4 protein-coding genes and 1 pseudogene are annotated in these 6,298 nt (G+C 71.1%); 1 reads left to right on the top strand and 4 read right to left on the bottom strand.

The window, feature by feature from the left end:
* On the bottom strand, nucleotides 1–828 hold an 828-nt coding region (locus CS062_RS24660), incomplete at its 3' end, for an MFS transporter (protein WP_143742509.1).
* Nucleotides 829–976: 148 nt separating this feature from the next.
* Between CS062_RS24660 and CS062_RS24655 the strand changes: the two genes are divergently transcribed.
* Nucleotides 977–1,939, top strand: a complete 963-nt coding sequence (locus CS062_RS24655; RefSeq protein WP_099864472.1) for a LysR family transcriptional regulator — start codon at nucleotides 977–979, stop codon at nucleotides 1,937–1,939.
* A 122-nt stretch (nucleotides 1,940–2,061) separates the two neighbouring features.
* On the opposite strand, the gene CS062_RS24650 is transcribed toward CS062_RS24655, so the two are convergent.
* The 3 genes and pseudogenes from CS062_RS24650 to CS062_RS26465 form a co-directional block, all read right to left on the bottom strand.
* Nucleotides 2,062–3,081 (bottom strand): hypothetical protein, encoded by a 1,020-nt coding sequence (locus CS062_RS24650; protein WP_099864471.1) that lies wholly within the window; start codon nucleotides 3,079–3,081, stop codon nucleotides 2,062–2,064.
* Nucleotides 3,082–3,123: 42 nt separating this feature from the next.
* Nucleotides 3,124–4,647, bottom strand: coding sequence for a POT-type proton-dependent oligopeptide transporter (locus CS062_RS24645; RefSeq protein ID WP_099864474.1), 1,524 nt, complete (start codon nucleotides 4,645–4,647; stop codon nucleotides 3,124–3,126).
* A 286-nt stretch (nucleotides 4,648–4,933) separates the two neighbouring features.
* Nucleotides 4,934–6,298 (bottom strand): annotated as a pseudogene (locus tag CS062_RS26465) (Rne/Rng family ribonuclease); the annotation flags it as partial.

Here is a 6,298-nt window from a genome sequence, read left to right as displayed (position 1 = left end):
GGCCAGTCCGAAAGCGCCCGACACCGCGCTGCCCAGGCCGAAGCGCGCATGCAGCATCACCGCCAGCGTCGACCAGAACGCGCTGAAGGCGACGGCTAGCAGGGCTTGCGCGATGGCGGCGCGACGCAGCGTCGGCCAGGCGCGCCAGAGGCCGCCCAGCGAGCGCAGGAGGCCGCCATACGTGGTGCGCATCGCCGGTGGCGAGGACGGCAGCCAGCGCCAGCTCGCCAGGCCCGCGACGGTCAGCGCCAGCGCCGCCAGACCGTACACCCAGCGCCAGCCGAGCAGGTCGGCGATGACGCCGCTCATTACGCGCGACAGCAGGATGCCCAGCAGCAGCCCGGTCATGACCTGGCCGACGATGCGCCCACGGTGCTCGGCCGGGCTCAGCGCGGCGGCCATCGGCACCACGTCCTGCGCCAGCGTCGCCGTCAGTCCGAGCAGCGCGCTGGCGACGAGGAAGGGCGCGAAGCCCGGTGCGAAGCCGCTCATCAGCAGGGTCGCGATCAGCAGCACGAACTTGGTGAGGATCACGCGGCGGCGATCGAAGCGGTCACCCAGCGGCGTCAGCAGCAGGATGCCGGCGGCGTAGCCGAGCTGGGTGAGCATCGGCACCGCGCCGATGCCGCCGGTCGAGGCATGCAGATCCTCGGCCAGCGGGGCCAGGATCGGCTGGCTGTAGTAGAGCGACGCAGCGCCCAGGCCGGCCGATGCGGCCAGCAGCACGATCAGCGGCGCCGAGGGCGTGGTGCCAGCCTCTGGCGGCGAGGCGGCGGGGATCGGTGTCGGTGTCAAGGTCGGTGTCGAGGTCAACGGCAGGGTGGACATGGCAACTCCCGGAGGGTATCGAAGAAGCGGGGGAACGATCGGGCGGCGCGTCTGCACCGCGGATGCCTCGCATTCTTCGGATCGGCGCCCGACGGCGGAACCGGCCCAGCGCGCACAGCGGCCATACGTCCGGCGTATAAAGCGCCCCATGAACGACCTTGTCCGGGACGGCGGCCAGGACCGCCTTGCGCTGCTGCAGACCTTTCTCCGCGTCGCGGAGGCGGGCAGTTTCTCGGCGGCCGCGCTGCAGCTCGCCACCACCCAGCCGACGGTCAGCCGCCGGGTGCAGATGCTGGAATCGCTGCTGGGCGCGCGGCTGGTGGAGCGCTCGACACGCGGCCTGCGCCTGACCGAGGAGGGCGAGCGCTGCGCTGCGCAGGCCCAGGAGCTGATCGACGGCTGGCAGGCGCTGGCCGAGGAGCTCGATGGCGGGGAAGAGCTCTCCGGCACGCTGCGGCTGCGGGTGCCGCATGCCTTCGGGCAGAGCCAGCTGATCGAGCCGCTGGCCGCCTTCCTGACACGGCATCCGCGGGTGTCGGTCGAATGGATGCTGCAGGACCAGTTGCCGGACTTCAGCCGGGAGAACGTCGACTGCTCGTTGCTCGTCGGTGAGATCAGCCAGCCCAACCTCATCGCCTCGCAGCTGGCCGAGGTGCCGCGGGTGCTGGTGGCCGCGCCGCCGCTGGCGAGGAAGCTGCCCAAGGGCCTGGACCGCAAGACGCCGGAGGAGATCGCGGCGCTGCTCGGCGCGCAGCCGTGGCTGGCGTTGCTGGCCTTCTACCGGGACGGCATCGATCTGCGCGCCGCGAACGGCGACGCCCGTCTGCACATCCGCTTCCGGCCGCGGCTGGGCACGGACAGCCTGTTCGCGTTGATCGAGTCCGCGCGGCGCGGCCTGGGCTTGGCGTTGGTGTCGCAATGGGCGGTCATCGACGACCTCGCGCAGGGACGCCTGGTGCGCCTGCTGCCGGACTGGTGCGCGACGCCGCTGCCGATCTCGCTGGTCTATCCGTCGCGCCGCCTGCAGCCCGCGCGGCTGCGAGCCTTCCAGCAGGTGATGCGCGAGGTCATCCCGACCTTGCCCGGCATGCGCGAACTGCGCCGGCCCTGAGCCGGCCGCTCCCGCTGCCGGCGCACCGACTCATCCCTCTCGTTCCGGTGCATGGCTGAGCCGGGCGCCCAAAAAGAAGACCGCCCGGGGGCGGTCTGGTCGGGTGCCGGGGAGCGCGGTGCTCAGCCCTTGGTCGCGGGCTTGGCCGGCGCCGTCTTTTTCTTCGCGGCGGGCAAGGCCTTGCCGGTGCTGGCCATCGTCATCTGGGTGTCCATGCGCAGCAGCTTGCCTTGCGGTCCCGCCATGTCCATGCCCATCGTCATCGACATCGTGCTGCGCAGCATCAGACGGTCGGCCAGGCGGATGTCCATCTTGCCGCTGCCATTCGCGGTCATCGACCCCTTCACCTCGGCCGGCGCGGACGCGGCCGGCGCCGGAGCGGTGAGGTCCGTCGGGCCGGAAGCGGTGGCGGCGGGCGCGGAGGCCGCCGACGCCGGCGACGACACCGGCAGCGCGACGTCCATCGCCATCGTCACGGCCACATCGAACGACGCGACGCCCTGGCGCACGCCGGTGAGGGTGTAGCGGCCCAGCACCTTGCCGAGCTGCTTGGAGGCGCCCATCGGCAGGTTCATCTCCACCGGCACCTCGACCGATTCACCGACCTTCAGCGTCACGCCGTTGAACTTGCGCATCCAGTCGAAGCTCTGGTTGAAGATCTGCTCCTGCAGCTCCTTGCTCAGCGCCTGCGACGCGGCGGCGGCAGGCAACTGCATGTCGATCTGCTCGAACTGGTCGTCCTTCAGCCGCGCGGTGAAGCGGAAGGTCATCGGTGGCGGCAGCGCTTGCGGCTGGCCGGCCGCATTGCGCATCTCGCTCTTGAGCGTCGCCATCTCGGCCTCCAGCGTGTAGCTGCCGTCGGCCGCCTTGGGGGAGGTCGACAGCGTCTGCCGCATCGCCATGGTCATCGTCATCGGCATGGCAGCCTTGAGCTGCTCGGCCTCGGCACGTGCCTGCTCGGGCGCGTTCTCCGGCAGCCGCATGGACATGTTCATGCGGGTGTCCATGGTCAGGTCGACCTGCTGCCGCACCGACGGCAGCGGCACGAGATTCAGCTTGACGCTGGCCTGCGCCAGCGCCACCGGCGTCGCGATCGCGGCCTGGAGTGCCAGCGCGGCGGCCAGCGAGAGGAGTCGGTTCATCGTTGTCGCTTCCTGTTGTCGGTTCAGCGGGAGTGGGAGGCCTCAGCCCCGGTAGTTGTCCTGCATGCGGTACCCGCGCGCGTACAGCGCGAAGAGCATTGCCGCCAGCAGCGCGAAGCCGGCGAAGAAGAACATCTGGAAGGCCGTCACGCTGGTGCCGGTCGACTGGATGTAGGCCGTCACCGTGGCGCCCTTGACACTCGAATTCGCCAGCAGCACCCACAAGTTGCCGATGGTGACCGACAGGTTCCAGAAGCTGGTGATCACGCCCTTCATCGCCAGCGGCGCCTGGCTGTAGGCGAACTCTAGGCCGGTCGCGGACACCAGCACCTCGCCCAGCGTCAGCAGCGCATAGGGCAGCACCTGCCAGGTGATGTCGACCGCATGGCCGCCGTCGATCCACAGCTGCAGTCCGCCCACCACGATCCAGGCCAGGCCCGCGAAGGCGATGCCCGCGCCCATGCGGCGCAGCGCCGTCACCTTCAGGCCCAGGCGGGCCAGCAGCGGATAGAGCACCAGGTTGTTGAACGGGATCAGGATCATCACCAGGGCCGGGTTGAGCGCCTGCATCATCGAGGACTTGAACCACTCCGGCTTGGCCATCTGGTCGGCCTGCAACACCCAGGTCGAGGCCTTCTGGTCGAACAGGGACCAGAACGGCGTGACCAGCGCGAACAGCACCAGCAGGCGCAGCACCTGGCGCACGCCCTCGACCGCCTCGGCCGGATGCGCCGCCCGGGCGCGTTCCAGCTGCATCCAGGCGCCGATGCCGCCGAAGCCCATCGCCAGCACCAGGGCCGAGCAGAAGGCGATCACGAAGCCCAGGTTGGGCGTCAGGGCCAGCGCGCCGATCGCCAGCACCACGCCCAGGCCGGCCACGATCAGGCCGCCGCGGCCCTGGCCCGGCGCCTGCGCCAGCAGTGCCGTGCGCACCACCTTCAGGAAGCCATGGGGATCGCGGTGCGACTGGCCGGCCGGCACGTGGGTGTACTTGCGGCGCCCGCTCCAGAAGATCAGCGTGGCCAGGAACATCAGCGCGCCCGGGATGCCGAAGGCGACGCTGGCGCCGAACCGGTCCAGGAAGATCGGCATCAGCAGCGAGGCGAAGAACGAGCCGAAGTTGATGATCCAGTAGAAGGCGTCGAAGACCTTCTGCGCCAGCGTGCGGTTGCTCTTGTCGAACTGGTCGCCGATGAAGGAGCTGACCAGCGGCTTGATGCCGCCCGAGCCCAGCGCGATCAGGAACAGGCCGAAGTAGAAGCCGCGCAGGTTGTTCTCGAAGATCGCCAGGCAGGCGTGGCCGGCGCAGTACACCAGGCTCAGCCAGAAGATGGTGTTGTACTTGCCGAAGAAGCGGTCGGACAGCCAGCCGCCCAGCAGCGGGAAGAAGTAGACGCCGATCACGAAGGTGTGGAACACCTCCTTGGCTTCGCCCTTGCGCAGCGGCTCCGGAATGGCCAGCAGCAGGCTGGTCATCAGGAACACGGTCAGGATGTTGCGCATCCCGTAGAAGCTGAAGCGCTCGCAGCCCTCGTTGGCGATGATGTAGGGGATCTGCGGCGGCATTTTGGGCGCGGTCTGCGCCGCGCTGCCGGCCGCGCCGCCCGGGGCGGCGATGGTGGAGGTGTTCAAGGTCTGTCTCCGTCAGGTCGGGCGCTCGTGACGCCCCAAAAGGAAAGCCGCCGGGGGGTGCCTCGGCGGCTGTGGGGACTGGCTGGTGCCTTTGTCTAACCCCCTCGCCCCGCTTGCGGGGAGAGGGAGGGGTGAGGGGAGCGCCGTCAGGCGCTTCAGCGGTGGCTGGCCCTCACCCCCGCCCGCTCCCGCAAGCGGGAGAGGGCGTTCATGCCGTCAATCAGGCTTCAAACGGAAGCTTGAACTGGCTGAGGTCTTTCCGGGTCTCGACCAGCACCAGTGGGCCGTCGTCGACCACCACCACCGGTGCCGGCTCGCGGCCCAGCGGGGCCGGGGCGGGCTCGGCGGCGATCGCGGCCTGGGCGGCGGCGATCTTGTCGGCATCGCTGTTGACCCAGACCAGGCCGGCGCCTTCGGCAACGGCGCTGAGCTGGGTCATCGGCAGCTCGAAGCGCGGCACGGCCGGCGCGGCAGCCACCGGGGCCGGCGCTGCAGCCAGCGCTGCCGGCGCCACGGCCTGTGCCGGAGCCTGCTTCGGCGATTCGCCCAGTTCCAGCTGCTTCGGCGCGGCACCTGCGTCCAGCACGATGCCGTCCAGCGCGGCCACGGCCGGCGAGGCGACCTCGCCCTCGGCGATCAGGCCGTTCGCGCCGTCACTGCCTTCGGCTTGAGCCCCTTCGCCCTCGCGGCGGTCGCGGCGATAGCGGTCGCGGCCCCGGCCACGGCGGCGGCCTTCACCGCGGCCTTCGCCCTCGGCGCCGTCCACGGCTTCAGCGGCGCCTTCGCCCTCGACCACCGGCGCGGCAGCCGACTCGGCGCCCTCGGCGAACGAGGCCTCGCCGGCTTCCGGCGCCTGGCCTTCGACCAGCGTGCCCTCGACCTGCTCGGCGCCCTCGACGCCTTCCGCGCCACGCTCACCGCGGTTGCCACGACGGCGACGGCGACGGCCCTGACGCTCCTCGCCGGCCTCGCCCAGCGGCGTTTCCAGCGGCTGGGTGTCGGCGAAGGCGATCGGCGACTCGGTGTTGGCGGCCTCGGTGCCGGCCAGCGGCGCGAGCTGCTCCTGCGTCACCTCGGCGGCGCGCTCCTCGCGGCGGCGGCGGCCTTCGCCACGTTCGCCACGATCACCGCGCTCGCCCCGTTCCGGACGATCGCCGCGCTCCGCGCGTTCCTGGCGCGGAGCGCCTTCGACGGCTTGATCCGGCTTGTCGGCGCGCTCGTTGCGACGGTTGCGGTCACCGCCGCGCTCGCCGCGCTCGCCACGGTCACCGCGTTCGGCGCGGTCCGCACGCTCGCCACGCTCCGGACGGTCGCCACGGCCTTCCTGCTGCGGCTTGCCTTCGCCGCGCGGCTTGCCGTCACGGGCCTTCTGCTCGTTGCGATCACCCCGTTCGGCGCGGTCGCCGCGCTCGGCACGATCGCCGCGTTCGCCACGGCGGTTGCGGTCGCCACGGGCATTGCGGTCACGATCACCGCGCTCGCCGCGTTCCTTCCGGGCCGGCTCGGCGACCTTCGCCTCCGCAGCAGGCGCCGGGGCCGGCGCGGGAGCGCCGCCGAACAGGTTCTTGATCCAGCCGAAGAAGCC

The sequence above is a fragment of the Roseateles chitinivorans genome (genome assembly GCF_002761755.1).
Classification (GTDB): domain Bacteria; phylum Pseudomonadota; class Gammaproteobacteria; order Burkholderiales; family Burkholderiaceae_C; genus Roseateles; species Roseateles chitinivorans.
This window is presented reverse-complemented; position numbering and strand designations above follow the sequence as displayed.

Excerpts from the sequence above, each read along its gene's own strand:
- CS062_RS24655 (WP_099864472.1), top strand. The coding sequence starts at position 977 with ATGAACGACCTTGTCCGGGACGGCGGCCAGGACCGCCTTGCGCTGCTG.
- CS062_RS24650 (WP_099864471.1), bottom strand. The coding sequence starts at position 3,081 with ATGAACCGACTCCTCTCGCTGGCCGCCGCGCTGGCACTCCAGGCCGCG.
- CS062_RS24645 (WP_099864474.1), bottom strand. The coding sequence starts at position 4,647 with ATGCCGCCGCAGATCCCCTACATCATCGCCAACGAGGGCTGCGAGCGC.